The following is a 25,389-nucleotide window of genomic DNA, read 5'->3' as shown; positions in this document are numbered from 1 at the left end:
TTCCTTCGATAGCAACGTTTACAAAACTACAGATGAAGACTTGCTACTTGTATTTGCTGAAAAAGCAGAAGCGGCAGGAGCAAAATTTTTCCTGATTGAAAACGAATTGGAGTTCATGGAAGCGTTGGTGAATCTAGGCGCGCAATACAAGTGGAAGAACATTGTTTGTGTAGAGGATGGCCTGAGTAACCTCTTAACAGAATGTGAACTACCTCATCATATCAGCACTGACCATACTGACATCATTGACGTGGCCGTTAGTACTTGCGAATGCATGATTGCCAGAACAGGAAGCATAGTGATCTCTTCTAAAGTGCAATCCAGAAATGCACCGGCCTATACTCCTATTCATATTATCCTTGGCAAATCCAGTCAGATCACACAGGATCTGAAAGATGCTATCAGTTGGATTCGTTATAAATATCCCAAGCTCCCTTCTTCTATCAACATCATCACCGGCCCCGGTCGTACTGCTGACATTGAAGGAAAGGCAATCATCGGAGCTCATGGTCCCAAACAAGTTTATGTCTTCGTCATTGATGACAGGGAAATCTAATCACTCAGAACCCGGCTTTGCACTCCTGTTTGCAAGCACCAAACCCTTAGAGGTGGAAGCTGCGATTTCTTATCTCGATGAGGAAGGGATTCATTCTTTTAAAATTAACAAGAAAGATTCCTCCTACATTTTTGGGGAGATTGAGTTATATGTGGAAGAGGATCAGTTAACACGGGCACAAATGATTCTTACGGAAAACAACTTGTTGTGAATAATTTCTGGCAACGTATTTTAACCGGCTCTGTTTTCACAGGAAGTATTGTAGCTGCTATCTGGTGGGGTCCGGTTCCATTTGTACTTCTGTTTTTACTGGCTGCATTGCTCAGTCTTAACGAATTTTACTCACTGATACAGAATGATGGTCCGGAGATCAACCGCAAGTTCGGAATGGTTTGCGGTTTTCTTTTATACCTTCTGATCGCATTGCGTTCTTATTGGTCAACAGCATATAAATGGGAAGTACTGATTTTCCCTTTACTCTCCACGATATTCATTGTTGAATTATACCGAAAAAAAGCAAATCCATTCAGTAATATAGGATTCACACTGCTTGGCATCCTCTACACCGTTTTGCCCTTCGCCCTCCTGATGAAGTTCTCTGTATTTAGCGGAGATTATGATCGTGGAATACTACTGGGCTATTTCCTTTTGCTTTGGAGCAGTGATAGTTTTGCCTATGTATTTGGAAACTTATTTGGCAAGCATCGTTTATTTGAAAGAATATCTCCTAAGAAATCATGGGAAGGAAGTATAGGTGGAGGTTTAAGTACTCTAGGTGTGGCGCATTTGCTGAGTATCTACCAGCCACAACTCCCCTGGTTACATTGGATGATCATCGGGTTGATTATTATTGTTACAGGCACCTTGGGAGACCTGGTGGAATCATTGCTCAAACGTAGCCTCCATGTGAAGGATTCCGGATCCATTTTACCGGGTCACGGTGGATTATTAGACCGATTTGACGCCCTCTTTCTGAGCACTCCTTTTGTGTGGGCATTTCTGGAATTTATTGGTTAATAATTGCTGTAAAGATTTGATATTAATTCCAACATTTTCTCGTTCTAAGCGTATACTTTAGTCAGGTCGACTACAAACTATGAACCTTTACCGGTACGCTTCCCGATTATTTTATTCCTTTCCGGTACAACTGGTGATTCTGCATTTTAAGAAGAACCAGGTGATCATGTTATTCTGGTTATTACTGTTTGGGTTTATTACGGAATCGATCGCATCCCGATTTGGAATTCCTTACCTCTTCCTTGATCCGGAATACATGGGTCATGTGGGCTTAAGGGCTTTCTTTATTATGGGATTAAGTCTGGGGGCCTTCATCATGGCTTTCAATATTTCAAGTTTTATACTGAATAGTTTCCGGTTTCCTTTTCTGGCAACGCTTTCAAGAACCTTTGTAAAATATGCACACAATAATTGCATCATCCCCGGACTCTTCATATTGGTTTATTGCATCATGATTTTTCAATTTCAATCCGTCAATCAGTTGAAGTCAGTGGGAGAAGTTTTGCTTAGTATTTTAGTATTTCTCTTTGGCATCATGCTGGTGATTCTGGTCACACTTCGTTACTTCATGATGACGAATAAAGATATTTATAAGCTTTTCGGAATTACGCATGCGGATAAAGATGAAAGCCCCATTGTTCGTCCCTTAACCGGAATACCCAGAAAAAACACCTGGAGAGTAGATACCTACATGGTATTTCCTGCCAAATTTAAAATTGTGCGGGACACACGACATTACAAACGCTATATGCTGGAACAGGTGTTCAAACAGAACCATGTGAATGCAGCGGTGGTGGAGATCGTGGTATTTGCTACGTTTATTATGTTGGGATTATTCCGGGATTTTCCATTTTTTAAAATTCCTGCAGGAGCCAGTGTCATTTTATTGCTCACGATGTTTATTATGTTGAGTGGTGTCTTTCGTTACTGGTTGCGATCCTGGGCGAATACTGCATTGATCCTCGTCTTTTTATTTCTTAATTTCCTTTCGCAATTTGAACTTTTTAATCCGCGTACAAAGGCCTATGGAATTGATTATACTAAATCGACCCCGGCCTATAATCGCGAATCACTCGAAGGACAGGTAAATGATAGTTTACTCACGCATGATAAACGAAACACCATTGCCATACTTGAAAAATGGAAAGCAAGATGGGCCGAAAGGGGTGTAGAGAAACCAAAAATAGTTTTACTGAATGTTAGCGGTGGCGGATTAAGATCCTGCGTTTTTACATTTAGAAGTCTCCAGCTAATAGATAGTGTTTACGGAGGAGAATTATTACATCATACGGCATTCGCTACAGGATCTTCAGGCGGAATGATCAGTCTATGTTATTACCGCGAACTATTTCTCAACCACCGTGATTCTCTAATGCGCGCGGATCAGGACATCAACAACCGCTACCTTAAAAATATGGGTAAGGATTTGCTGAATTCACTCGTCTTCAGTGCGACTGTTGCAGATATCTTCCTCAACAACCAGCAGTTTAAAGATGGATCCTATTTTTATACGAAGGATCGTGCCTGGGCATGGGAGGAACAACTTCTGGAGAATACCGGGAATGTATTAAACAGACGTTTGAGTGATTATGACCAGGCCGAAAAGTCAGCAGAAATCCCGATGCTGGTGATAAGTCCAACGATTATCAACGATGGACGCGCATTACATATTTCCTCACAACCCGTATCCTTCCTGCTGCAAAACGATCATTTAAATGAATCGGGTATTCAGCCTGCTGCTAACGGTGTGGAGTTCCGAAGATTTTTCAAAGAGAACAATTCCGGCAACCTAAAACTGACAAGTGCACTTCGAATGAATTCTGCCTTTCCATATGTAATGCCGGCTATCTCACTTCCAAGTTCACCAACAATTGAGGTAATGGATGCCGGTATCCGCGACAATTACGGTATCATGAATTCCATACAGTTCCTTCACACTTTTCGTGATTGGATTGACGAAAATACATCAGGTGTCGTTTTCCTGCAGATTCGGGACACGTACAAACATCTGAAAGTTGAAGACAACTCGATTAAATCGCTGGTGGAAAAATTAATGACCCCCATGCGTAATGTATCCGGCAACTTCCTGATCATGCAAGATTATAGTTTCGACCGGTATTTACAACATGCCAGAAGCTGGATGAAAGTACCGATGGACGTTGTCATCTTCCAAATGCCGGAAACAGAAGATCGCGTATCATTAAGCTGGCATCTCACTGAGAGAGAAAAATTGTTTTTACGAGATGCCACACAAAACATTGAAAACAAGAATGCTCTGGAGCGCCTGATGCATTTATTACCTGTTGACTCTAATAAGCCGACAGCGATAGCAGGGCCTGTTCAAAGCGGTGCTTCGGTAAAAAATTCCATTCTAAAGCATTAGACATAGGCACAGCAGTATCCAATGCTGCAATTCTTACCGGGGCTGCATCAAGGTATTGAAAACACTTTTCGGCTATCCTTGCCGTTATCTCCCCTCCTATTCCTCCCGTCATTGTATCTTCATGCATCATCAACACTTTTCCTGTTCTCTTTACTGAATCCAGTACGGTCTTTTCATCCCAGGGAAGCAACGTAAGTAAATCAATCAGGTCGGCAGAAATATGTTTATGCTTATCCAGTATTTCCATCGCCCAATGCACGCCTAAACCATAGGTAACAATAGTGAGGTCATTTCCTTCACGCACCACTTTTGCTTTACCAATTTCTGTGGTGAAGTAATCATCATGCACCTCTCCGCTAATACTTCTATACAACGCTTTATGTTCGAAGTACATTACCGGATTTGGATCTTCTATAGCTGCGGCGAGCAAACCTTTGGCATCATCAGGAAAAGCCGGGTAAACAATTTTTAGTCCGGGTACGTGAAAAAACCAGGCTTCTGTTGATTGCGAATGAAAAGGCCCTGCTCCGACACCTGCACCGGTAGGCATTCGAATCACGACATCCGCATGTTGTCCCCATCGGTAATGTGTTTTCGCCAGATTATTTACAATCTGATTAAATCCACAGGTCACAAAATCGGCGAACTGCATCTCCACAATAGACTTACAGTTATTGATACTGAGTCCCAATCCGGTTCCTACGATAGCTGATTCACAGAGTGGCGTATTGCGAACTCTCATCTTTCCAAACTGCTCTACAAAGCCCTGTGTCGCTTTAAAGGCACCACCGTACTCTGCGATATCCTGACCCATGATAACCAAATTGGGATGACGTTCCATCGCTTGCTTCATCGCATCTGTGATGGCATCTAAAAAACGCTTTTCTGTTTTGGTGGATGAAACCGGTTGAATCGTTTCTTTAGAAGAAGGAGCATACTTATCGGCCAATTCTCTTTCATCATTGGGCTCGATATCCTTTTCTGAAGATGAAATTTCAAGTCCGAGTTCAATTTCTTCCTTGATAGCTGCACGGACCATCTTAACAAAGTCCTCATCAATCACCCCTTCACTCAGAAGAAACTCTTCATAATTGCGAATCGGGTCCTTTTTCCCCCACATCTCAAATAATTCCTGAGGAACATACTTAGTTCCTGAAGCTTCTTCATGACCTCTCATACGGAAGGTCATACATTCTAATAAAACCGGACGAGGTCTCTCCCGCATAGATGATGCAAGTTGATTCACGGTGTTATAAACTTCAAGTATATTATTTCCATCCACCTGAACGCCTTCCATTCCGTATCCTATGGCTTTATCAATAAATTGCTTGCAACGGAATTGCTCACTGCTGGGAGTACTCAATCCATATCCATTGTTTTCAATGATAAAAATAACCGGCAGATCCCATACAGCTGCCACATTGATACTCTCATGAAAATCGCCTTCGCTGGTTGCTCCATCTCCTGTAAAAACAGCAGTAACATGAGGATTAGCTTTCAACAGGTTACCCAAGGCAATGCCATCGGCGACACCCATCTGTGGACCTAAATGAGAAATCATTCCAACAATATGAAATTCCTGAGTACCCATGTGGAAGGAGCGATCGCGACCTTTTGTAAATCCACCGGGCTTCCCTGCGAACTGCGAAAACAAGCGATTCAAAGGAATACCTCGAACCGTGAACACACCCAGATTTCGATGCATAGGTAAAATATACTCGTCACGATGCAAAGCCATGGCGGTCCCAACAGAAATAGCTTCCTGACCTATTCCACTGAACCATTTCGCCAACTTCCCCTGACGGAGGAGCACCAACATCTTCTCCTCGATGATACGGGGTTTTATGAGCGCTTTATAAAGATCAATTAAAGTTTCATCGGAAAGTCCTTCCCGATTGTACCTGATAAGGGGTGCAGTAGATAACATAGAGCAAATATTGCCGCAAAGGTAGGGCTTTTGCTTTTGTAAGCCTTATATTTGCAATATGCAAGAAGTAATTGTTATTGTGTTGGTTACAATAGCTGCAATTTATATTTTCAGCAGGTTAAAAGGAAGTGTTTCAGATTCCGGCAATTCAGGATGTGACAAATGTAAATAGTACGTTAGGACCGTATCAAGCGCTTAAAGGAAGAGGCCTGAGACACATTTCCTTTACTTTTTCCGAACTACTTTCTTTGATTTTACTTTTGATGATTTCACATTTTCCAAAACCTTAGTAGCAGTTGATTTATCCGAAACCTTGCCATTTTCCTTGCCATTGAATGAAATGGCATTCTTCACTTTTTGTGCAGTTAACGCGACATCCAATACTTCTGACATATTCTCGACATAGTGAAAGGTCAGGTCCTTAATATAATCTTTCTTAATCTCCTGAATATCCTTTTCATTATCAGCACAAAGAATAATTTCTTTTATACCGGCCCGTTTTGCAGCGAGAATTTTTTCCTTAATACCGCCAACAGGAAGAACTCTTCCACGCAAAGTAATTTCACCGGTCATCGCCAATTTATTTTTCACACGCCGCTGCGTAAATGCGGAAGCAAGTGACGTCAACATCGTGATTCCGGCAGAAGGTCCGTCTTTAGGAATAGCACCTTCAGGAACGTGAACATGTATATTCCAATGCTCAAAAGTCTTGGGGTCAATCCCAAAGCTATCTGCATGTGCCTTTAAAAAAGCGAGTGCAATCATGGCTGATTCTTTCATGACATCACCAAGATTACCGGTAAGTGTTAATTTCCCGGTTCCCTTGCTGAGTGATGTTTCGATAAACAGAATACTTCCTCCGTTCGAATTCCATGCGAGGCCTGTCACTACTCCTGCAGTATCATTACTGATCAGCTTGTCGGGGAGGAAACGAGGAGCACCCAATGCTTTGCGTATATGCGTTTCCGTTACTTTAGAAGGGGCATGTTCATCCATAGCGACCATTTTTGCGATAGATCTAACTACAGATGCAATACATTTTTCCAGCGTCCGAACACCACTTTCCCATGTATATTGCTCGATGATGACCTTAAGCATCTGCGGCGGAAAAGCAAGCTGACCATTCTTCAAACCATGCGCTTCCAACTGTTTCTGCACTAAATGCTGCTGTGCGATATGCACTTTTTCTTCAAGAGTATACCCGCTGATATCAATGATTTCGAGACGATCACGCAATGCAGGTTGAATACTGCTTAAGGTATTGGCTGTAGCAATAAATAACACTTTTGAAAGATCATATTCAATCTCCACATAGTTATCATAAAAAGTTGTATTCTGCTCAGGGTCGAGGACCTCCAGCAATGCAGAACTTGGGTCACCATGAAAATCATTGGTAAGCTTATCTACTTCATCAAGTATAAAAACAGGATTGGATGATTTGGCTTTTTTAAGGTTTTGAATAATCCGTCCGGGCATTGCACCGATATAGGTTTTCCGATGACCACGAATCTCCGCTTCATCTCTTAGCCCACCCAGCGACATACGAACATACTTACGTCCCAATGCTTCTGCAATCGATCTTCCCAGCGAGGTTTTACCAACACCGGGAGGACCTACCAGACACATGATAGGAGATTTCATATCCTTCTTCAGCTTAATGACTGCCAGGTATTCAAGAATACGATTTTTTACTTTCTCTAAGCCGAAATGATCACGATTCAAGATTTTCTCGGCACGTTTCAGATCATAATTATCTGAAGTATACTCTTCCCATGGCAATTCAAGCAACAGGTCGAGATAATTCATCGTCACGGAATACTCCGCGGCTGCGGGATTTATCCGATTCAGACGATCCATCTCCTTATTAAAAACTTCCTCTACCGCCTTACTCCATTTCTTATTACGACCCCGTTCACGCATTTCAGAGATCTCCTTGTCAGGAGTATTTCCGCCCAATTCTTCCTGAATAGTTTTCAACTGCTGATTTAAAAAATACTCGCGCTGCTGCTTATCGAGGTCCGTTTTCACTTTACTCTGAATCTGATTCTTCAGTTCCAGCATTTGCAATTCCTTAGTGAGATGTTCGAGCACTTTGGTCGCGCGATCCTTAAGGTCGTTCATCTCCAGCAGCATTTGTTTCTTCTCTACATCCGCATTCATATTGGAGGAGATGAAATTGATGAGGAAGGAAGGACTCTCAATATTTCGAATGGCGAAACTGGCTTCGGTAGGAATATTCGGCGATTGCTGAATGATCTGCATGGAAATATCCTTCAGTGAATCTACAATGGCAGTAAACTCTTCGTCCTTGATCACTTTTGAAGTATCAGAAAAGGCTTCCACTTTTGCACGCAGATAAGGTTCATCCTGGACAATGTCTGCTACTTTAAACCGGCGTTTACCCTGAATGATCACTGTTGTGTTTCCATCGGGCATACGAAGCATCCGTAAAATCTGAGCGATGGTACCGATGCTGTTCAGATCGGTCAACTTCGGATCTTCAACGCTCACATCTTTCTGTGAAACCACACCAATAATGCGGTCACTGGCATAAGCATCTTTTATCAGCTTTATGGACTTATCGCGCCCTACTGTAATCGGAATCACTACTCCGGGAAACAGCACAGTATTTCGAAGTGGCAGTACCGAAACTACTTCCGGTATCTGCTCATTATTCATTAATTCTTCGTCCTCGTTCGTCAGAAGAGGAATCAATTCAGGCTCATCATCGTTAATGGCCATCTGACCAATAGGCAGATCGTTATTATCAAATTGTGATGTCATGGTTCAATTTTATGTCAGATTGGCAGGAGATCTGATCTTTTATAATTCTCCGCCGTATTCAATCATTGTGCCAATGGGCTACCGGCTACCGGCTACCGGCTACCGGCTGCCGGCTGCCAGCTGTGGGCTGGGGGATTTGGGCTGTATACTCCGTGTTGCAATTTTATTTGAAAATAGTATTTGATGGTTGAAAGAAGTAAGTAATAATTGACATTGAAATTTTCATTCTAAAATGATGAAGCCGGAAGCCGGAAGCCGGAAGCCGGTAGCCGGAAGCCAAAATTTTAAATGAAAAAACAAATTTTACTGCCACTGTGATTTTTAATCTTCGGCCTTTGGTTTTAATTGCAACAGATAGAGGTGACTGAGGATATTTTTATCAGCTTCTGTCAGGGTGACCTTTCTTCTTGACATTACCTTTTCAGCGAGTTCGAGTGCTTTATCAATCAGGAACACTTCTCCACCCTTATCTGCACCCCAGCTAAAAGACGGGACAAACTTTGAAGGGAATCCTGCACCGAAAATATTCGCGAACACCCCCACTACAGTCCCGGTGTTGAACATGGTATTGATACTGCATTTGCTATGGTCGCCCATAAACAAACCACAAAACTGCAGTCCTGTTCCGATAAAATCTCCGGCGGGATAATCCCAAACCCGTACTTCCGAATAATTGTTCTTTAGATTAGAATTATTTGAATCCGCGCCCAGATTGCACCATTCACCAATGACACTATTTCCCAAAAATCCATCATGCGCTTTGTTACTATTCCCAAAAATCACCGAATTACTCACTTCTCCTCCAACTTTCGAACCCGGGCCAATCGTGGTAGCACCGTAAATCTTCGCACCCATTTTCAGCACCGCCTGATCCCCTAATGCAAAAGGTCCCCGAATCATACAGCCTTCCATCACCTCCGCATCTTTTCCAATATAAATGGGACCTGTTGAAGCATTCAGTATTGCGCACTCAATTTTAGCACCCGGTTCTATAAAAATATCATCCGGTTTAAACGTCTGGTTGGTACCTGAGATCAATTCCGACTTCCTTCCCTTTTTTAACAATTGAAAATCAGATCGAATAGCCTCCTCATTCATGGAGAATATATCCCATGGATGCTGCACTAATACCGGCAAACCGATATAATGCACGGTTTCCAATTTTTCGACGGGCTTTACATAATCCAGACCAACCAATTGATCTCTATATAGAACAGCCGCCAGTAAACGATCCTTCCAGACAATTTGCTGTCCAATTTTAACCCGGTTATCAAACGCAGAATACTTTCATCAGGAAGCAACGCTCCATTAATGACCAGACATTCTGTTCCGGCTACCAAAGGATAAGAACCTGACAAGTAAAACTGTGTCAGAGAACCGGATGTCCCGGAAGGAATATTCAAGAGGATTTCCCATTTACGACGAATCGTCAGGATGCCACAACGGATATCAGCGCAGGGACGGGTAAATGTAAAGGGAAGGAGATGGTCACGGTATTGATCATCAGCCAAAACAAGTTGCATAGGAGTAGATTTACGAGTGTGAAAATAACGGTTTCCATTCAATTAATTCTCTTTCTTTTCTGATCTTCGCCGCAGAAAAATGAAGAAACTATTCCGGATTACATTTTTAAGTATGCTACTGATTTGTGGGGCAGTGACAACTGTCAGGGCGGATTATTTTTGGTCAGAAAACTGCCAACAAGCTTATGCTGAAGCCATTCGACTTGATTTTGAAAGCGCAACAAAGCTGTGCAATCAGGAGAAAAAGGAACGACCGGAAAATTTACTACCCATCTATATTGAAAGCCAGATCGACTTCCTTAAATCATTCATCGACGAAGACAAAAAACAACTGGAGGGAATTAAAGCCAGAAACAGCGAGCGGATTGACCTGTTGGAAAAACACAAGGGCAAATCTCCTTACCAACGTTTATGCATAGCCGAAATGTATCTGCAACTGGCCATTGCACGAATGCGCTTTGAGGAGTTTATTGTTGCAGCCTATGATGTACGAAAAGCTTATAAACTACTCGAAGAAAATCAAAAAGAATACCCCGACTTCAAACAGAATCTCCGTGGACTCGGATTAATTCATGCTGCAGTGGGGACCATTCCCAAAAACTACCAATGGATAGCGAATATGCTGGGATTGAGCGGTAGTATTAAACAAGGTCTTGGAGAACTCAAGTTATTATTAAACGCCTGCTACCGTAACAGTGAATTACATTATCTAAAAGACGAAACCATTGTGATGTTAACCTTCCTGGAGCTCAATCTGGGCAAGGAAAAAGACAACGATGTCATTCGAAAAAGATTCTATCCGGTAAAAGATATCCATCAGCGTCCTATACTTTTATTTGCAAAGAGCATTTTTCATTTCGCAGCAGCGGAAAACGACAGTGTTATTGACTTACTTTCCAGGCGCCCTGCAGAAACTGAAGGGCAACCTCTTCATTACCTGAATTTCATGGAAGCCAATGCACGGTTATTCAGTATGGATTTTACTGCTGAAAAGTATTATTTAAAATATTTACAAAACTACAGAGGTACCACCTATGTCAAATCAGCCTGGCAAAAACTGGCATGGATAAGACTATTAAAGGGTGACATGGCCGGATATAAAAACTACATCTCAAAATGCACTATTGCTGCCAAAGGGGAAGACCTTACCGACGAAGACAAAGCCGCCATCAAAGAACTGGAAAGTGGTGAAGTACCCAATACCATCTTGTTAAAATCAAGACTTCTTTTTGATGGGGGTTACTATCAACGCGCCTTAGCTGAACTTGCCGGTAAACCCATCTCTCTTTTCCCTTCTCTAAGAAATCAATTAGAATACACCTATCGACTGGCCCGTATTTTTGACAAGCAAGAGAAAAAAGAAAAAGCCTTAGAGTTGTATGAAAGCACCTATCAAAATGGCGCTAGTCAAAAGTTTTATTTTGCGGCGAGTGCAAGTCTCCATACCGCACAAATTCATGAAGACCTTGGCAACAAAACCAAAGCGATTGAATGGTATAAGAAAACACTTGAGCTACGGGATCATGAATACCAAAACAGTTTAGATCAAAAAGCGAAAGCCGGACTTAATCGGTTGGAATAATACTTTTTGATACATACAACTTTATCGGGGGGGTTACGAAATTACGAATATCCCCTGAAGCGTGAATAGAAAGATGAGCCCTCTCATCTTTCTATTCTCTGCTTCAGGGGTACGAATTTACGAAATACGAAAGTTCGAATTTACGAATGTACGAATGTACGAAAATTCGAGAGAGAGAGAGAGAGAGAGAGAGAGAGAGAGTGTGTGTGTGTGTGTGTGTGTGTGTGTGTGTGTGTGTGTGTTTGAGGGTGTGAGAGTGAGAGAGTGGAAATTTCAAATTGTGACAAAAATTAATGGCCAAAAAAATCTGCGAAAATCTATTTAATCCGTTTAATCCGCGTTCCTGATGGAATTTATAGCTGAAGAAATACTGAAATATTGCGAAATAATGAGTTCGCCCGAGTCAGTGTTATTGCAGGAGCTGAACCGTGACACCTATGCGAAAGTGTTAAATCCACGCATGCTCAGCGGACATTTGCAGGGCAGATTTCTGGCGATGCTCAGCCAAATGTTGCAGCCGAAAACAATTTTAGAGATTGGTACCTATACAGGTTATTCAGCACTTTGCCTTTGCGAAGGACTCCAACCGGATGGGAAACTCATTACCATCGACATTAACGATGAACTGGAATCATTTAGCAAAAAGTATTTTTCGGCCTCGAAATGGGCTTCTCAGATCATACAAAAAACCGGGAACGCCCTGGAGATTATCCCACTTCTTCCAAACACTTTTGACCTCGTTTTTATTGATGCTGACAAAGAAGAATATATCCGCTATTATGATCTTATCATCGATAAAGTTCGTTCAGGCGGAATTATCATCGCCGACAATGTTTTATGGAGCGGCCATGTATTAAAACCGGCAGAAAAACAGGATTTGGAGACCAGGTCCATTGCAGCATTCAATTCTAAAGTTCGATCTGATGACCGGGTCAGTCTAACCATGCTACCGATACGTGACGGACTGAGTTTGATTCGGAAAAAGTGATTTCGAAATATTATAAAATCGAAGAACTATACCACACCGTTTTCGTACATTCGTGCATCTCCGAAGCCTATGCATGACGACCATATTTCTTTAAAAAAGCCCAATTACCCAATCAGTCCTTTGTTACGGAAATATCTGAAAGGTTATGGGAGAAAATTTCAAGCTGAAATAGATTATAAAGATCTTCTCCACTTTAATGGAGCATTCCCCTACTATGATCGCGCAGGAAAGGATACTTTATGGGAAAGTGTATATTATCCACCTTCAGAAATGGCGTATATTAATAATGCACTAACGCATATATATGCTCAACTAAAAACGGGAGGAGATTTATCGGTTATAGAACACTTATATGTCGAACGTGTGGATTATTGCACCTTTGGTAACTCAAAACCTTTTCGAATAAAAATCGTGAATAATCTAAATGATAATTTTGATTATTTCTATATCAAGCAAGCAGACGCCTCACGAATTTACGGATTGGAACTGGAACATATTTTATCACCCAACCGCATCAGTTATTTTGTAAGTAATGACACCCTGGTAGAAGAACATATAGCAGGGATTCCAGGCGATATGTTTATTAAAAACCATCTGGAGAAAAAAGGAATTAACGCCATACGCCTGGCGAAAGAATTTGTAAAATTTAATGAACGATGCTTTCTTCGTTTGCTGGGAGATATGCGGGCATACAATTATGTAGTTGACATCACTCCCGACTTTGAAGAAGTGCATTACCGCATCCGTGCCATTGACTTCGACCAACAGAGTTATGAAGGAAGAAGGACTTTATATATGCCACAATACTTCAAAGAGAATAATGTTATTGTAAAGCTTGCTATAGATCTGATGACACACGAAACTGTTCATCAATATCAATTTGAGGAACGAACCCTCATCGCCAAACGAATTAAAGCCGGGAAAAGGATGCTGAAAGACCTCCTCGACTGCATGAGTCAGGATACCATAAGTACACCGGAGAAAACGGACCAGCTTAAAGATGAATTGTGCCGGTATTACGACAACCCTGTATTCCTGAAGTGCAAAAGCATGGGAGATCTGGTTAAAATGAGTCTGAAAGAAATGCTAAGACAGAATAAGAAAAACTTCCAAGGCCCTTCAGAAAAAAAACATACAATCAATTAAACTAATTCATATATTTGATATCTTAAACTAAACGTATAACTATGAAAAACATAATTTGCCTGATCGTATTCATACTCGGAATTTCATTCGTAAACAATGCAGAAGCGCAGGAAAAAAGACAAGCAGCGCAGCAGTTAACACCTGAACAAAGGGCTGAAAAACGCACAGAATTATTAAAAGCAAAACTCTTACTCAATGACGATCAAACTTCAAAAGTAAAAGCTGCAGCTTTAAAAGTTGAAGCACAACGTAGCAGTGACCGTGAAAAATCGTTAGAAGCTCGTCAAACATTTGATAACGAAGTAAAAGCGATTCTTGACCCTGAACAACTGGAGAAATATGAAGCCATGAAGGATCAACGCAGAACACAGGTTAAAAAAAGAATTGAAGACCGCAACAATCAGGAAAAATTGAATTCTACCGAAACAGAAGAAGGTCAAAAGGATGCTGAGAATAAGAACTAATTTAATCGTGAAGCTTCGCGATGGGTTGATAATATCTATTATTGCCAAGGTTAAGTGTTTTGTGGCAACCTGAATATTAATATCCAACTTATCCATCTATTCTATTGTTTGATACTTCATACTCTAAATACTTAGCACAAAGTCACCAGGCTCATTTTCCTGTGAAGAATACAACTCGCAATGCAGAGCGGTGCTACTCTTACTATAACGCGTAAAAGGTAGTGATAGCCCATAGCCGGTAGCCCGAAGTAAATAACATTTCATTAAGCGCTAGATTTAGATTTCTATTAACCAACTAAATAGAAAAGGACAAATTCATTTCTAATTTTCTTTAGAATACTTTTGCGTCATGTTTAACAAAATGTTTGCCTTTGTGTTACTATTCAACCTCAGCACAAGAACATTTGCACAAGAGAACTGGGATACTACTTTTTACGTTTCTTGTAAGAACAGATTGAGTCTGGGGCTTGTAGTGTCTGAGCGCAGTTATAATATTGACATAAGTGCAGATACTGGCTCTGCAACTGCTATTAATTTCGATACAGAAGCACGCAATGCCATCGGCTTTATTGCAGATTTTGACAAGTTGGCTTTAAAGCTATTATTCAAAACCAAGGAAAAGCTCAACGAAAGGAAAGGCAATACCCGAAACAGCAATTTTTTCCTTGGGATTGGATCCAACAAAATTTTATTTGAAGGCAGTTACCGGTTCTTTAAAGGATTTTACGACGAGACATCAGGAAATTATATCCCTCAATTTAATGACACGACTCCCTATTTCAAATCGTCGGGCATGAGTGCCAACCTCATTAAAGCCAAGATTTATTATTTCACAAATCATAATAAATTCGCTTACAAATCTGTTTACTCGTGTGGCTTCCGGCAACTGCGCTCGTCTTTTTCCGGAGTGTTAACAGCTAATTTTATGAATGAACGAATCATGTCCGACTCTTCCATGATTCCAGCATTGCTTCAAAACGAATACGGAAATTCAAGTACTATAAAAGGTCTTTCGCATACGGGTTTCGGGGTAGGAGCCGGCTTGACAGGAACACTTGTTTTTTTCAAGCGTTTCTTTGCAAATTTATTATTCGTTCCCAGCTTACATGCTCAACAACGCCATTATCATTATCTGAATAAAAAAGGGACTTCCGGCTATTATGCAACTCTACTACTTGATACCAGAGTATCCTTGGGCTACAATGCAGAACGATTTTTCCTGTTGGTCACCGGAACCAACGATCGGCATTGGATAAAAGGTAAAGGAGTCAATATTCAACCCTCGTTCATTTCCGGCACCTTCATTCTAGGCTATCGGTTTAATGTTGCCAATAATGGATGGCTTAAAAAAGTCAGATCATCAGGAATTTACAAAAAAATATAATGAGAGTTCCTGTTAATTAGAATTTAGAAGCGCTCACATTTTGGTTAAAGAATATAAAATCATTACTTGAATCATCATGAAATACTATACTAGATATAAAATTTCCAAAGCAGCAAAAAAATAAAACTTCCACTTTTAAAAAAAGATAATTTTCATGCTTCCTTCTTCCATTTCCCACAACGTGCTTCTAATTGTTGACGACAGCGTTCCCTTTCATCAGGAGACATTGCCTCCAACTTTTGTTTCATATGTTCTCCCCAGGCTCCCTTCCATTTGTTCTTAAAATGTCCTCCACCTCCACCGAATAGTATTTTAGCAATTAACAATAAACCCCATGCCTGAAATATGGTAATCGTTTGCCATTGGAATAATTCTGGCATTAACCAATTCCATAAGTACATCAGCACAACACCGACGATTAAGAACATCGCAATAAATCCTGCGACAGCTTTGAGAATAAAATTAGAGTTCATAGTTGAATGTTTAAGGTTTAAAGTTTAAGGGGTCCCATGAAGCGTATCGCTTTTCGCGATTCTGCTTCATGGTTTAAGGTTAAGGTCGGAGCGAGCGCTCCTCCCATCTCGTCAGATCATATCATCGCAGATGATATGAAAATGACGAGAGTTCCTATTCGATATCATCGAACAATTCTTTATATAATGAAGTTAATCTCTTTCTTAAGAATTTCACTGCGTAATGTTTTCTGGAGAGAAGGGTATTTACCGGTACTCCTGTTTCGTCACTAATTTCTTTGAAACTTCGCTGATCCAATTCATGTTGCACAAAAACATCTCTTTGTTCGGAAGGAAGCTCTTCTAATGCTTTAAGTAATGCTTCACGGATTAACTCATTGTCTTTGGATAAAAATCCGGGATCATCACCTGCTCCCAACAATTCTTCCAGGAAGGAATTGGGTTCACCATCTTCCGAATTTCCCTGATGCATATCATCATACAACAAAGGTTTATGTTTTCGGTATCTATCGGTGATTTTATTGCGTGCGACCCGAAAAAGCCAGGCGGCCATTTGTTCTACAGGTTGTAAAACACGATAACTGGAAGTTAATTCATAGAAGACATCTTGTAAAATATCTTCAGCATCAGCACTTTCCTTGACGCGCACACGAATGAAATCATACAATCTCTTGCGGTACTGCTTCACCGCATTGAGAATGGTTTCGTCCTGTGTAGCCATCGGAAGGTTATAAGTTGAGGTCGTTGACATTGCAAGGGTAATGACGATTAACCATATTTCCTATTGTAACGGATATAGATTTGAATTCTGAAGCGTAGAAAACGCCTGATGAGGCTAATAATTCCTAACTTCGTCCGATCTTAAAAGGTAGAACCCGAAGAATTAAAAATCTATGGCACAGGTAGAACTGAAAATGCCCAAAATGGGTGAAAGTGTTCACGAAGCGACGATAATCAAATGGCTTAAAAACGAAGGGGATCGTATAGACGCCGATGAATCTTTATTAGAAATTGCTACTGACAAAGTTGATTCTGAGGTCCCTTCAACAGCCGGTGGCATCCTTACCAAGAGGCTTTTTAATGAAGGCGATGTTGTTCAGGTAGGAACTGCCATCGCAATTATTTCAACAGAAGGATCTAATGGATCAGTTTCAGGGAATGGGCAAATGCTCGCTACACCTGCTCCAACCACTCCTGCCCCTCAAAAAATCACATCGGAAGTAGTTGAAACAGTTCCTTTTACACCTACCCCATCGGCTGTCCCGGCTGTCTCTATTAATAATGGGAATCGATTTTATTCGCCGTTGGTGAGAACAATTGCAGGTACAGAAGGTATCAGCCAAAGTGAACTGGATAATATTCCCGGCACAGGTGCAGAAGGAAGGGTGACTAAAAAAGATATTCTAGGCTTTGTTGAATTGAAAAAGAATGGTCAGATTCCGCAAGTTATAGCTGCTCCTGCACCAACTCCTGTACCGCCTCCTCAAACTACACGCGTAGCAGAACCTGCACCCCTTCCGGCAACCAAACCATCTACTTCCCTCTCCGGAGATGTAGAAATTATTGAAATGGACCGCATGCGGAAACTTATTGCCGATCATATGGTGATGAGCAAGCAAACTTCTCCCCATGTAACCTCTTATGTGGAAGCAGATGTGACCAATATCGTCATGTGGAGAGAGCGGATTAAAAAATCATTTGAGAAAAGAGAAGGAGAAAAAATCACCTATACACCCGTCTTCATTGAAGCAATTGTGAAGACCATCAAGGACTTCCCTATGATCAATGTAAGTGTGGAAGGAACCCGTATTCTGGTCAAAAAGAACATCAATATTGGAATGGCCACAGCTCTCCCTTCCGGAAATCTTATTGTCCCTGTAATTAAAAATGCAGATCGGATGAATCTGATCGGTTTGACAAAGGCTGTGAATGATTTAGCAAACCGTGCACGTCAAAATAAATTACAACCTGATGAAATTCAGGGTGGTACATACACCATGACCAATGTGGGCAGTTTTGGAAACGTGATGGGGACTCCTATTATTAATCAACCACAGGTAGCTATTATGGCCGTAGGAGCGATTCGCAAAAAACCTGCAGTTATTGAAACACCTCAGGGTGACACAATTGGTATCCGTCATATGATGTTCTTATCCATGAGTTATGACCATAGAGTGGTAGATGGCAGTTTGGGTGGCAGTTTTATCAGGAGAGTAGCTGATTATTTGGAACAATTTGACCCAAACAGAGAAATCTAATTGGAAAAAAAGCATTTAAGGCTTGCCTATTCCAAATATTGCGCTAATTTTGCGCTCCGTTTCGTAAGAAACATCCCCTATGGCCCGTTCGTCTAGGGGTCTAGGACATCTCCCTTTCACGGAGGAAACACGGGTTCGATTCCCGTACGGGCTACCAAATCAGTAAACTCACTGTAGAAAGTGGGAAGTAAAGAGTGAACTGAATTAATTAGTATTAAACATTGAAATTCTAATGGCAAATCACAAATCAGCCGAAAAGCGCATCCGTTCAAATGACTCTAAAAGAGTCCGTAACCGCTATCAAGCTAAGACCACCCGTAACCTGCTGAAAGAACTTCGCGGTACAAAGGACAAGAGCACAGCAGCTACTTTAGTTCCTGAGTTAAGCGCGATGTTAGACCGTCTTGCGAAGAAAAACGTTATTCACAAGAATAAAGCGGCTAACCTGAAGTCCAGTATCCAGAAGCACGTGAACAGTCTGGCATAAACATACTCGTATTTAAACGATTGCAAACGCCTTCCTTTGGGGAGGCGTTTTTATTTTTGCCCGGTCAGGGGTGAATTATTTAGTGCTACGTCCCTGTTCTCTTTATGAAAAACATCACAATCAAGGAGTGGTCATTGGCAGATCGACCGAGAGAAAAGATGCAACAACTCGGTTCTTCTGCATTAAGCGATGCCGAGTTGATCGCTATTCTTCTCCGAAATGGAACTGCAGAACAAACGGCTATTGATTTAGCACGGCAAGTTCTTGCCTATTGCAATAACGACTTACCTGAACTGGCAAAAGCCGGATATCAACATCTGGCTAAGACAAAAGGAATCGGTCCGGTAAAAGCCATAACACTCGTTGCTGCAATGGAATTGGGGAGAAGATGTCGATCGGTTGAAGCCCGAAAAAAAGAAAATATTAGCTGTAGTCTGGATGCAGTAAATATGCTGGAGCCCCAATTACGCGACCTTCCCCATGAAGAATTCTGGATTATTCTCCTTAACCGGGCCAATCATGTGTTGGACATCCGACCGATAAGCAAGGGAGGGATAAGTGGAACAGTTGTAGACCCAAAGATGATCTTTCATGAAGCCTTACAGATAAGGGCGAGTGGCATCATCCTCAGTCACAACCATCCCAGCGCAAACCCTAAGCCCAGTGAAAGTGATATTCAACTTACCCGAAAGCTGAAAGAGGGCGGGAAATTGCTTGAAATATCCATTCTTGATCATATCATCATTGCAGGGTCAAGTTTTTATAGTTTTGCAGATGAAGGAACGCTTTGATTTGGTCATGCATTAATGATCAAAATCAGAGGTCTAATTATCCATGACAAATCGCCTGCTGGTCTATACGTCTAAAAAATCTCCCCGGTTGAAATATATTTTCGACCTACTATTAACGGATCTCCTTGGGTTAGCGTACACCACGACTATGGACCCTGAAGTATTTAAAAAACACGAAGGTCCGAGGATGAGTTACGGTGATCACGCTATTGGCGATGAACCCTTCTTCTTTGCAACCCGATTGTTATTCGAAAAAGGAATTGAAGATCAGCAAATCAATGTTTTTGAATGGAAAGGTATGCCTGCTTTTTTTGGAACCCATCCTAAATATCTCGTACCTTTTGATCTGTTTGCCGCCAGTTTTTATCTGGTAAGCCGCTACGAAGAATATCTTCCGCATATTAAAGATGAACATATGCGCTTCAGCCCGCAGCAGAGTTTGGCCTATCAAAAAGGATTCCTGGACAAACCACTGGTGAATATTTGGGCATTAGAACTAAAACATATACTTAAACAACGCTTCCCTGAACTTGTTTTTTCGGATACTCATTATCGTTATATCTCCACTTTCGATATCGACTCTGCTTTTGCTTACAGAGAAAAGGGGATGGTTCGGCATTTTGGATCTATAGCCTTAGGACTTTTCACCTTAAATTTTAGAAAAATTGGTGAACGATTAAAAGTATTACTCGGTCTGGAAAAAGATCCATATGACACTTATGAATGGCAATTGGAGATTGCCCGAAAATATCACCTGAAGCAAATCTATTTCTTCCTGGTTGGTGATTATGGCGAATACGACAAGAACATTCCTGTAGAAGGGAATCGCAATTTTCAGTCCCTGATAAAATCTATCGCTGATTATGCGGAAGTTGGAGTTCACCCCTCCTATTACAGCAATGTTAACAAGGATCAGTTAAGAAAAGAAGTCCGAAGGTTGAGTAAAGTTTTAAAAAGCGAAGTGGTTAAAAGCAGACAACATTTCCTGAAAGTTACTTTCCCCAACACCTATCGCAACCTGCTTGAATTTGATATTAAGGAGGATTATTCAATGGGCTATGCTTCAGAAATCGGATTCCGGGCCAGTATATGCAGTTGTTTCAATTTTTATGACCTGGATCTGGATGTAGGCACGAAATTAAAATTGATTCCGTTTATGCTGATGGATGGGACCATGAAGGATTATATGAAACTGAGTCCCCAGGAAGCAATTCACAGAGCAAAAACACTAATAGACGAAGTAAAGGCGGTTAACGGGACTTTCGTCACCTTGTGGCATAATCAAAGTGTTAACGATAAAGAGGAATGGAAAGGATGGCGGGATGTATATGAAGATATCGTCATCTACGCCATGAAGGACGTTCCCGTAAAAACACTTCATACTTTATGAATTTAAAATTACGTCAGTTGGTATTAAGGTTCAGTCCGGAGTCGTGGCTGGAATCAGCGAAACGTATTAAGAAGGCACTGAGAAGAAGGTCACTCAAAAAACAGGAGCAGTATGGAGGAATCTCCCTTTCTGAAATAACCACTCAATTAAAAAATCTTGGTCTCAGCAACGGCGATTCGGTATTAGTACATAGTAGCCTGAGTAAAATTGGATTTGTAAAGGGTGGCGCAAGTGCTGTCATTGCAGCTTTACGTGAAGCAGTCGGAAAGGAAGGCACCTTACTCATGCCTTCATTTCCAGCGATTGGCAGAAACAAAGAATATCTTGAAAGCGGAGCTGTTTTTGACTTGCGACTAACTCCATCGGCTATGGGCTTAATCACTGAAACTTTCCGAAAAATGCCGGGAGTAATACGCAGCTTGCACCCTACTGATCCCGTTTGTGCACAAGGTCCTCTTGCAGAATTCTACACCTCCACCCACTTCGGGCAACTTACACCTTACAATGAAAAATCACCTTTCAGAAAACTGGCAGAAAAAAAAGGGAAAATTCTTATGTTGGGCACCACGCTAAACGGAGCGGGCACAAGTTTGCACTGCCTGGAAGACGCCGTTGAATTCCCCTATCCTGTTTATGATAAAAAAATATTCCAAGTGACGATGATTGATAATTATGGAGAGCAAAGAACGATGCATACCAAAGTTCATAACCCCGCATGGTCAGTAAAAAGAAATTGCGATGCACTGAAACCGATCTTTGAGAAAGAGCTCGTTTTGCTTAACGGTAAGATAGGAGAGGCTGAGGCCATGCTGATAGATGCTGCTTTGATGCTGGAAGTTATGATCAAACAATTTAACGAGCGCGGAGTAACGATGTATACACCCTACGGCAACAATAAACAACATTCCTGATGCGCATATTTATCACTCTTGATTACGAGTTATACTTTGGTGACCGCACGGGCAGTGTGGAGAAATGTATTACGGGTCCTACTGAAATGTTAACGGAAATGGCCGAACGACAGGGTATCAAACTTTGTCACTTTGTGGATATTGGTTTTCTTCTTCGTTTGGAAAATGAAATGATAAAACATCCGCATCTGGAGAAAGATCACACCTTGTTATGCTCCCAGCTTCAAAAGCTCCAAAATAACGGACACGACCTTCAACTGCATATTCATCCACATTGGGAAGACAGCTTCTATAATGGCGATAAGTGGATTTGCAATGTAGATCGATACAAACTTTCCGATTTTGATGATGCTTCAATCAGAGAAATTATTTTCAGGTACAAAAACCGGCTTGCCCAATTCAATCCGCAGATTACCGCTTTTCGTGCGGGAGGATGGTGTATTCAGCCCTTCGAGCGACTCGTGCAACCACTTTTTGACGCGGGCATTCGAATAGATAGCAGTGTATTTGCGAATGGATATTTTGAATCGGTCCAATACAATTATGATTTCAGAGGAGCTCCCTTGAAAAGCAGATGGAGGTTCCAAACTGATCCACTGATAGAAAATGAAGAGGGTGCTTTCACAGAAATTGCAATTAGTTCAATTCATAACTCTCCTTTATTTTACTGGCGACTATTCCTTCTGGGGCGTTTAAATCCCTATGAGCATAAACCTTTAGGTGACGGAATACCGATACCGGCTCCCGGCCAGCGATTCAACCTTCTTACGCGATGGACCAATAATACAGTTTCCATCGATGGTTACAATGCAAGTCTTCTGAAGAGATCCTTCCGGCAACATTTACGTACTAAAAAGGAAGACATGGTCATCATTGGTCATCCTAAATCACTCACCCGATATGGATTAAAGGCACTGGAGAAGTTCGTCAGTGAGGTAAAATCAACACATCCGATTTGCACTTTCTCCCATCAAACAAAAACGGGAAAATGATCCGTATCCTCAATCGAAAAGAAATCAACGATCAACTCTGGAATGACTGCGTTGAACAAAGTCCGGATGGTCAGGCATTTTTCTATACCTGGTACCTTGATGCTTGTTGTCCTTTATGGTCTGCATTGGTGGAAGATAATTACTCAGCGGTTTTTCCATTTGCCCACCGCAGCAAATTTGGTATTGACTATATCTATCAACCCTTTTTCACACGACACTTTGGTTTAATTGCAAAAAGCAAAACCGATTTTTACAAACAAGCCGCATTTCTTTCTGCCATACCTTCTCCTTATAAATACCTGGACTTTTGTCTTCACACCGCTCATCAACAACTGCCGGAAGGGATTATTCCGGAACATAAAATTTACCAGCAATTATCCCTGCGCACAGATTATTCGCAGATCCAAAAAGGATATAATGAAAATCTAGTTCGCAATTTGAAAAAAGCAAGCAAGTCGGGTTATACTTTAAAACACAACTTTCAACCCGAAGCCGTTGTAGATTTATTTTATACGCATCAAAAAGCATTGCGGGAAGAATTCAAAGAAGCGGACTATAGCACTTTAAAAAATCTCATGATTTCGGCTGCTAAAAACACTACTACCTATTGTTGGGCTGTACAAGATCCATCAGGAGAAATTCATGCGGGAGCTTTTTTCATTAAGACGAAAACACAGCTCCTTTACCTCAAAGGTTTTTCGAGCGAGAAAGGAAAAAAGCAGGGTGCAATGCATTTTCTTTTTGACCAACTCATTCAGTATCATGCCGGACAAGATATCACCCTGGATTTTGGCGGATCATCTGTTACTTCTGTTGCCCGTTTCTATTATAGTTTCGGAAGCGTTGATTGCCTATATTTACGACTTAAAATTAACCGGCTACCCACAGCATTACGCTGGATCAAAAGTTAAATTATGACAAGGCTTGCCTTAATTACAGGTGCTTCAGGAGGTTTAGGAAGTGCTATTGCTGCAAAGTTGGCAATGGAAGGCTACCGCTTGGCACTTCACTATTTTAAGAATGAAGACAAAGCAGAAGCATTGAGAAAGAGTCTTCCGGCTTTAAACGGAGAACATATACTTGTAGAGGCTGATTTGCGTAATGAAGCGGCGATTGAATCCATGGCAAATCAGATTCGTCAGCAACTGGGACCGATAGATATATTAATCAATAATGCAGGTATCCCTTTCAGTGGACTCAGTTGGAAGCAAAGTACAGACCAATGGCAGGAGGTTTTCGCTATCAACACTACCGCGGCATGGATGGTCAGTAAATATTGTATTCCGATGATGCGGGAGAAGAATGCGGGGAGAATACTCTACATTTCCTCGGTAGTTGCACATCGGCCATTAGCCGGAACTTCTGCCTATGCTGCTTCAAAAGCTGCACTGGAAGGGCTGACACGGGCACAAGCGGTTGAGTTATCACGCTTCGGTATAACGGTAAACTGTATTGCTCCCGGATATTTTGATGCCGGCATGATCAGTTCAGTTGAAGATGACATTCGTAAAGATTTACAAAAGCAAACTCCTGCAGGACGTTTGGGACATGCGTCAGAACTTGCTGCAGCTGTAGTATATTTGTGCAGTACAGATGCCTCCTTTACAACGGGGCAAGTCATTCATATAAACGGGGGGTTATACATCTAAAAAAACATGGTACATCTACTTAGTGAAGGCAATTCCATCATCAATCAGTTTATCGCAGAACTCCGGAATGTAGAAGTTCAGAATGACCGTATGCGCTTCAGAAGAAACCTTGAGCGGATCGGTGAAATTGCTGCCATGGAAATCAGTCGAAAGCTCCCATACGCTAATCAGGAGGTCACTACTCCACTAGGCATTGCAAATATTTCATTGCCCTCAGAACAACCTGTAGTAGGTACAATACTTCGTGCGGGCCTTCCCTTGCATCAGGGCGTTTTAAACTACTTTGATCACGCCGACAATGCCTTTATCAGTGCCTACAGAAAACATCATAAAGATGGTAGTTTTGATATTCGCCTGGAATATGTCAGTAGTCCTTCACTTGAAGGAAGAATATTAATTCTGGCAGATCCGATGCTGGCAACAGGGGCTTCTCTTGTCACTACATTTAAAGCCATTCTTGAGTATGGTAAACCACGCCACACGCATATTGTTGCGGCGTTGGCCAGCTCACAGGGAATTGAATTTATTAAGAAAAATATGCCGGAAGAGGTAGATCTCTGGATAGGAGCCATTGACGAAGAATTGACGGCACAGGCCTATATAGTTCCCGGACTAGGAGATGCCGGCGACCTTGCCTACGGAGAAAAACAGTAATACAAAATTTTATTACATAACTACTGATCG

The 25,389-nt window shown here is 41.5% G+C and carries 23 protein-coding genes, 1 tRNA gene and 1 pseudogene; 20 read left to right on the top strand and 5 right to left on the bottom strand.

What is annotated here, in order from left to right; genetic code table 11:
* Nucleotides 1-40: 40 nt before the first annotated feature.
* From IPJ86_10280 to IPJ86_10265, 4 genes are all read left to right on the top strand, one after another.
* On the top strand, nt 41-556 hold the full coding sequence (locus tag IPJ86_10280; GenBank protein ID MBK7887651.1) for an LUD domain-containing protein: 516 nt from the start codon (nt 41-43) through the stop codon (nt 554-556).
* A complete protein-coding gene (locus tag IPJ86_10275; GenBank protein MBK7887650.1) occupies nt 525-767 on the top strand; it encodes a DUF2007 domain-containing protein in 243 nt (80 codons plus the stop codon). Before IPJ86_10280 ends, IPJ86_10275 begins: the two co-directional genes overlap by 32 nt.
* Nucleotides 764-1,573 (top strand): phosphatidate cytidylyltransferase, encoded by an 810-nt coding sequence (locus tag IPJ86_10270; protein MBK7887649.1) that lies wholly within the window; start codon nt 764-766, stop codon nt 1,571-1,573. Before IPJ86_10275 ends, IPJ86_10270 begins: the two co-directional genes overlap by 4 nt.
* 79 nt (nt 1,574-1,652) lie before the next feature.
* Nucleotides 1,653-3,956, top strand: a complete 2,304-nt coding sequence (locus IPJ86_10265) for a hypothetical protein (protein MBK7887648.1) — start codon at nt 1,653-1,655, stop codon at nt 3,954-3,956.
* Here IPJ86_10265 and IPJ86_10260 read toward each other — a convergent pair.
* Both IPJ86_10260 and lon read right to left on the bottom strand, forming a co-directional pair.
* Nucleotides 3,883-5,862 carry a dehydrogenase E1 component subunit alpha/beta gene (locus IPJ86_10260; GenBank protein ID MBK7887647.1) on the bottom strand — a complete coding sequence of 660 codons (1,980 nt, stop codon included), beginning with the start codon at nt 5,860-5,862 and terminating at the stop codon, nt 3,883-3,885. The two genes, IPJ86_10265 and IPJ86_10260, sit on opposite strands and share 74 nt — an antisense overlap.
* Nucleotides 5,863-6,108: 246 nt before the next feature.
* The gene (gene lon, locus IPJ86_10255; protein ID MBK7887646.1) at nt 6,109-8,667 is read right to left on the bottom strand and encodes an endopeptidase La; all 2,559 of its coding nucleotides are present in this window, start codon (nt 8,665-8,667) and stop codon (nt 6,109-6,111) included.
* Here lon and IPJ86_10250 point away from each other — a divergent pair.
* Entirely contained in the window at nt 8,666-8,851 is a 186-nt protein-coding gene (locus tag IPJ86_10250) for a hypothetical protein (protein MBK7887645.1), read from the top strand. The genes lon and IPJ86_10250 overlap by 2 nt on opposite strands.
* A gap of 137 nt (nt 8,852-8,988) precedes the next feature.
* Here the strand turns inward: IPJ86_10250 and IPJ86_10245 are convergent.
* Nucleotides 8,989-10,190 (bottom strand): annotated as a pseudogene (locus IPJ86_10245) (GlmU family protein).
* Nucleotides 10,191-10,269: 79 nt separating this feature from the next.
* Between IPJ86_10245 and IPJ86_10240 the strand changes: the two are divergent.
* The 5 genes from IPJ86_10240 (at nt 10,270) to IPJ86_10220 (ending at nt 15,754) form a co-directional block, all read left to right on the top strand.
* On the top strand, nt 10,270-11,772 hold the full coding sequence (locus IPJ86_10240; protein MBK7887644.1) for a hypothetical protein: 1,503 nt from the start codon (nt 10,270-10,272) through the stop codon (nt 11,770-11,772).
* Between the two features lie 346 nt (nt 11,773-12,118).
* Nucleotides 12,119-12,760 carry a class I SAM-dependent methyltransferase gene (locus IPJ86_10235; protein ID MBK7887643.1) on the top strand — a complete coding sequence of 214 codons (642 nt, stop codon included), beginning with the start codon at nt 12,119-12,121 and terminating at the stop codon, nt 12,758-12,760.
* Nucleotides 12,761-12,829: 69 nt separating this feature from the next.
* Nucleotides 12,830-13,906: a hypothetical protein gene (locus tag IPJ86_10230; protein ID MBK7887642.1), complete on the top strand. Its 1,077-nt coding sequence runs from the start codon at nt 12,830-12,832 to the stop codon at nt 13,904-13,906.
* Nucleotides 13,907-13,947: 41 nt separating this feature from the next.
* A complete protein-coding gene (locus tag IPJ86_10225) occupies nt 13,948-14,370 on the top strand; it encodes a hypothetical protein (protein ID MBK7887641.1) in 423 nt (140 codons plus the stop codon).
* Between the two features lie 349 nt (nt 14,371-14,719).
* Nucleotides 14,720-15,754: a DUF4421 family protein gene (locus tag IPJ86_10220; protein MBK7887640.1), complete on the top strand. Its 1,035-nt coding sequence runs from the start codon at nt 14,720-14,722 to the stop codon at nt 15,752-15,754.
* Between the two features lie 152 nt (nt 15,755-15,906).
* Here the strand turns inward: IPJ86_10220 and IPJ86_10215 are convergent, their stop codons facing one another.
* Nucleotides 15,907-16,227, bottom strand: a complete 321-nt coding sequence (locus IPJ86_10215) for a hypothetical protein (protein MBK7887639.1) — start codon at nt 16,225-16,227, stop codon at nt 15,907-15,909.
* A 154-nt stretch (nt 16,228-16,381) separates the two neighbouring features.
* Nucleotides 16,382-16,948, bottom strand: a complete 567-nt coding sequence (locus IPJ86_10210) for an RNA polymerase sigma factor (GenBank protein MBK7887638.1) — start codon at nt 16,946-16,948, stop codon at nt 16,382-16,384.
* 172 nt (nt 16,949-17,120) lie between these two features.
* On the opposite strand from IPJ86_10210, the gene IPJ86_10205 reads away from it, so the two are divergent.
* From IPJ86_10205 to upp, 10 genes are all read left to right on the top strand, one after another.
* On the top strand, nt 17,121-18,485 hold the full coding sequence (locus tag IPJ86_10205; protein ID MBK7887637.1) for a 2-oxo acid dehydrogenase subunit E2: 1,365 nt from the start codon (nt 17,121-17,123) through the stop codon (nt 18,483-18,485).
* Between the two features lie 81 nt (nt 18,486-18,566).
* Nucleotides 18,567-18,642: transfer RNA gene (locus IPJ86_10200), tRNA-Glu, on the top strand.
* A 75-nt stretch (nt 18,643-18,717) separates the two neighbouring features.
* Complete coding sequence (locus tag IPJ86_10195) at nt 18,718-18,972, top strand: 30S ribosomal protein S20 (protein ID MBK7887636.1); 255 nt, start codon at nt 18,718-18,720, stop codon at nt 18,970-18,972.
* Between the two features lie 104 nt (nt 18,973-19,076).
* Nucleotides 19,077-19,763 carry a DNA repair protein RadC gene (gene radC, locus IPJ86_10190; GenBank protein MBK7887635.1) on the top strand — a complete coding sequence of 229 codons (687 nt, stop codon included), beginning with the start codon at nt 19,077-19,079 and terminating at the stop codon, nt 19,761-19,763.
* Between the two features lie 43 nt (nt 19,764-19,806).
* The gene (locus IPJ86_10185; protein ID MBK7887634.1) at nt 19,807-21,153 is read left to right on the top strand and encodes a polysaccharide deacetylase family protein; all 1,347 of its coding nucleotides are present in this window, start codon (nt 19,807-19,809) and stop codon (nt 21,151-21,153) included.
* Complete coding sequence (locus IPJ86_10180) at nt 21,150-22,064, top strand: AAC(3) family N-acetyltransferase (GenBank protein MBK7887633.1); 915 nt, start codon at nt 21,150-21,152, stop codon at nt 22,062-22,064. The genes IPJ86_10185 and IPJ86_10180 overlap by 4 nt, the downstream gene beginning before the upstream one ends.
* Entirely contained in the window at nt 22,064-23,056 is a 993-nt protein-coding gene (locus tag IPJ86_10175) for a hypothetical protein (protein ID MBK7887632.1), read from the top strand. Before IPJ86_10180 ends, IPJ86_10175 begins: the two co-directional genes overlap by 1 nt.
* A complete protein-coding gene (locus IPJ86_10170) occupies nt 23,053-23,967 on the top strand; it encodes a hypothetical protein (protein ID MBK7887631.1) in 915 nt (304 codons plus the stop codon). Before IPJ86_10175 ends, IPJ86_10170 begins: the two co-directional genes overlap by 4 nt.
* Before the next feature lie 3 nt (nt 23,968-23,970).
* Nucleotides 23,971-24,705, top strand: a complete 735-nt coding sequence (locus IPJ86_10165; protein MBK7887630.1) for a 3-oxoacyl-ACP reductase FabG — start codon at nt 23,971-23,973, stop codon at nt 24,703-24,705.
* A gap of 6 nt (nt 24,706-24,711) precedes the next feature.
* Complete coding sequence (upp, locus tag IPJ86_10160; GenBank protein MBK7887629.1) at nt 24,712-25,359, top strand: uracil phosphoribosyltransferase; 648 nt, start codon at nt 24,712-24,714, stop codon at nt 25,357-25,359.
* The last annotated feature ends 30 nt before the right edge of the window (nt 25,360-25,389 follow it).

Source organism: Bacteroidota bacterium, assembly GCA_016713925.1.
Classification (GTDB): Bacteria; Bacteroidota; Bacteroidia; order AKYH767-A; family OLB10; genus JAJTFW01.
Note: the sequence above shows the minus strand (reverse complement) of the source record. Positions and strands in the feature narration are given on the sequence as shown.

Bases quoted from the DNA above. Each gene is read 5' to 3' on its own strand.
- IPJ86_10275 (MBK7887650.1), top strand. From the start codon at position 525: ATGTCTTCGTCATTGATGACAGGGAAATCTAATCACTCAGAACCCGGC.
- IPJ86_10265 (MBK7887648.1), top strand. From the start codon at position 1,653: ATGAACCTTTACCGGTACGCTTCCCGATTATTTTATTCCTTTCCGGTA.
- IPJ86_10250 (MBK7887645.1), top strand. From the start codon at position 8,666: ATGGTTCAATTTTATGTCAGATTGGCAGGAGATCTGATCTTTTATAAT.
- lon (MBK7887646.1), bottom strand. From the start codon at position 8,667: ATGACATCACAATTTGATAATAACGATCTGCCTATTGGTCAGATGGCC.
- IPJ86_10240 (MBK7887644.1), top strand. From the start codon at position 10,270: ATGAAGAAACTATTCCGGATTACATTTTTAAGTATGCTACTGATTTGT.
- IPJ86_10235 (MBK7887643.1), top strand. From the start codon at position 12,119: ATGGAATTTATAGCTGAAGAAATACTGAAATATTGCGAAATAATGAGT.
- IPJ86_10230 (MBK7887642.1), top strand. From the start codon at position 12,830: ATGCATGACGACCATATTTCTTTAAAAAAGCCCAATTACCCAATCAGT.
- IPJ86_10225 (MBK7887641.1), top strand. From the start codon at position 13,948: ATGAAAAACATAATTTGCCTGATCGTATTCATACTCGGAATTTCATTC.
- IPJ86_10220 (MBK7887640.1), top strand. From the start codon at position 14,720: ATGTTTAACAAAATGTTTGCCTTTGTGTTACTATTCAACCTCAGCACA.
- IPJ86_10215 (MBK7887639.1), bottom strand. From the start codon at position 16,227: ATGAACTCTAATTTTATTCTCAAAGCTGTCGCAGGATTTATTGCGATG.
- IPJ86_10210 (MBK7887638.1), bottom strand. From the start codon at position 16,948: ATGGCTACACAGGACGAAACCATTCTCAATGCGGTGAAGCAGTACCGC.
- IPJ86_10205 (MBK7887637.1), top strand. From the start codon at position 17,121: ATGGCACAGGTAGAACTGAAAATGCCCAAAATGGGTGAAAGTGTTCAC.
- IPJ86_10195 (MBK7887636.1), top strand. From the start codon at position 18,718: ATGGCAAATCACAAATCAGCCGAAAAGCGCATCCGTTCAAATGACTCT.
- radC (MBK7887635.1), top strand. From the start codon at position 19,077: ATGAAAAACATCACAATCAAGGAGTGGTCATTGGCAGATCGACCGAGA.
- IPJ86_10185 (MBK7887634.1), top strand. From the start codon at position 19,807: ATGACAAATCGCCTGCTGGTCTATACGTCTAAAAAATCTCCCCGGTTG.
- IPJ86_10180 (MBK7887633.1), top strand. From the start codon at position 21,150: ATGAATTTAAAATTACGTCAGTTGGTATTAAGGTTCAGTCCGGAGTCG.
- IPJ86_10175 (MBK7887632.1), top strand. From the start codon at position 22,064: ATGCGCATATTTATCACTCTTGATTACGAGTTATACTTTGGTGACCGC.
- IPJ86_10170 (MBK7887631.1), top strand. From the start codon at position 23,053: ATGATCCGTATCCTCAATCGAAAAGAAATCAACGATCAACTCTGGAAT.
- IPJ86_10165 (MBK7887630.1), top strand. From the start codon at position 23,971: ATGACAAGGCTTGCCTTAATTACAGGTGCTTCAGGAGGTTTAGGAAGT.
- upp (MBK7887629.1), top strand. From the start codon at position 24,712: ATGGTACATCTACTTAGTGAAGGCAATTCCATCATCAATCAGTTTATC.